The 2,235-nt window shown below is 33.0% G+C and carries 3 protein-coding genes; 2 read left to right on the top strand and 1 reads right to left on the bottom strand.

Annotation, left to right across the window (positions count from 1 at the left end; translation table 11 throughout):
- Nucleotides 1-657 (top strand): histidine phosphatase family protein (locus tag ACT8VG_RS10415; protein ID WP_444195830.1); only part of this gene is annotated, 657 nt, incomplete at its 5' end.
- A 10-nt stretch (nucleotides 658-667) separates the two neighbouring features.
- Here ACT8VG_RS10415 and plsY read toward each other — a convergent pair.
- Entirely contained in the window at nucleotides 668-1,276 is a 609-nt protein-coding gene (gene plsY, locus ACT8VG_RS10410) for a glycerol-3-phosphate 1-O-acyltransferase PlsY (protein WP_117458010.1), read from the bottom strand.
- A gap of 104 nt (nucleotides 1,277-1,380) precedes the next feature.
- Here plsY and ACT8VG_RS10405 point away from each other — a divergent pair.
- Nucleotides 1,381-2,235: ATP-binding protein (locus tag ACT8VG_RS10405; protein ID WP_444195829.1), on the top strand; the 855-nt coding region annotated here is incomplete at its 3' end.

Raw genomic sequence — 2,235 nt, 5'->3', positions numbered from 1 at the left:
ATAATACCCTTATTTTTATTTAATATGAAAATTACAATTATTAGACATTCTAAAACGCTTTGGAATAAAGAAAAAAGACTTCAAGGATGTAAAGATTCTCCTTTAAGTCCTGAAGGCATGGACAATATTCTTGCATTAAAAGAACACATCAAGAATAACCATTATGATGCTATTTATTCTAGTCCTATTAAGCGTGCCTATGATACCGCAAAACTCTTATTTGATGATCAGTCCATCATTACTGATGAACGCATTAGAGAAATGAACTTTGGACTATTAGAAGGACAGAAAATTGATGAAATTCCAGAGGAATATAAAAAAGCTTATCATGATTTATGGTGTCACCCTGAAATATCCAATGGTATTCCAGAAGGGGAAACCTATGATGAAATTGAAGAAAGAGTTAAAGACTTCTTAAATGATCTTGTAAAGAAGCCTTATGATAATGTCTTTATTGTCACTCATGGATTCTGTTTTACTATTATTATGGCCACTATCATGAACCTTGATAGAAAAGACTATATTAAAGTCAATAGTCCTGTTGTGGATGGCTGTTCTGAAACAATTGTGGATTATAGTAATGGCGAGTTTAGTGTCGAAGTTTATGGAAATAATGATTTCCTTCCACACCAGTCAAATGAATCATTTTCTAAATAAAGTCAAATGGCTAAAACCATTTGACTTTATTTTCTGTTCCTTCTTTTATTCTTATAATATTTGCACGATGTCTATAGACAATAAGTGCGACAACACATATATTAGTAATGATTCCAGTTGTAGAATATCCAATAAATGGTGATGCAATAAGTACAGCTGTTGCACCAAGGATACTAGATAAAGATACATACTTAGTTGTCTTTAATGTAATTAAGAATACCGCAACTGCGATAATAAAACCATATATATTAGTCATTAATGTATAGGCGATTGCACTTGATACAGCCTTACCACCCTGAAAATTCGCAAAGATAGGATAACAATGACCAATCATACAGAATAGTGCACATGGATAAATGATATTAGCTGAAATACCAGATACTTTCGCAATCCATCCTGTTAGTAGGATGGTAATGATACATTTTGTTGCATCAAGTAAAATAACTGTTATTCCGGCTTTTTTGCCTAGTACTCTTCCTGCATTGGTACCACCTAGATTATGTGATCCATATTGACGAACATCAGTATTATAAAACACTTTACCAATGACTAATGCAAAAGGTATTGAACCATATAGATAACTTATTAATAAACAGATGATTATAATTAAATATTTCATCGACTCACCTCACAAAAATTCATTATACATAAATACTACAAAAAATCAAACTTTCCTAAAAAAACCTTTTTGTGTTATACTAGTCAAGTTGAGGAGGTATGCTCATGTCAAATACACATTATGATGAATCCGATATTCAAATCTTAAAGGGGCTAGAAGCCGTAAGAAAAAGACCAGGAATGTACATTGGTTCAACTGATTCTCGTGGTTTACACCACCTTGTATGGGAAATTGTTGATAACTCTATTGATGAAGCCATTGCTGGTTATGGTAAGAAGATCACAGTTACATTACATAAAGACAATAGCGTAACGGTCGAAGATGAAGGCCGTGGTATGCCAACAGGTATTAATAAAGAAACAGGAAAGCCAACTACAGAAGTTATTCTTACTGTATTACATGCAGGTGGTAAATTCTCAGAAGATGGTGGTTATAAGACTTCAGGAGGCTTACATGGTGTAGGGTCTTCTGTCGTCAATGCGTTAAGTGAATTTTTAGAGGTGACTGTCCATCGTGATGGTGTGATTCACACACAGCGCTTTGAAAATGGTGCTACAAAAATTGGAAAGTTAAAAAAAGTAGGAAAAACTAATAAGACAGGTACTATTATTCATTTTAAGCCTGATGCATCTATTTTCTCTACCACAACATTTAGTTTCCAGACAATTAGTGAAAGACTCCGTGAAGATGCATTCTTATTAAAGGGAATGACAATAGAACTTATTGATGAACGTACTGATAAAGATGAAACATATCAGTATGAAAAAGGCTTAGAAGAATTTATTGACTGGATCAATAATGATAAAGAAGCTGTTTCACCTATTATCTCTTTTGATGATACTAATAATGAAATAGAAGTAGAAATTGCGATGCAGTTTACACAAAGCTATCAGGAAAATATTATTTCGTTTGTTAACTTAGTACGTACTGGAGATGGAGGTACACATGAAGTAGGATTC

Origin of the sequence: Catenibacterium sp. (assembly GCF_052354645.1) — a bacterium.
GTDB lineage: Bacteria > Bacillota_I > Bacilli_A > Erysipelotrichales > Coprobacillaceae > Catenibacterium > Catenibacterium mitsuoka_A.
The sequence above is the reverse complement of the archived record's forward strand: the minus strand, read 5'-3'. Positions and strand labels throughout refer to the sequence as shown.

What these genes read in the sequence shown, in the direction of transcription:
- plsY (WP_117458010.1), bottom strand. Translation starts at nt 1,276, where the DNA reads ATGAAATATTTAATTATAATCATCTGTTTATTAATAAGTTATCTATAT.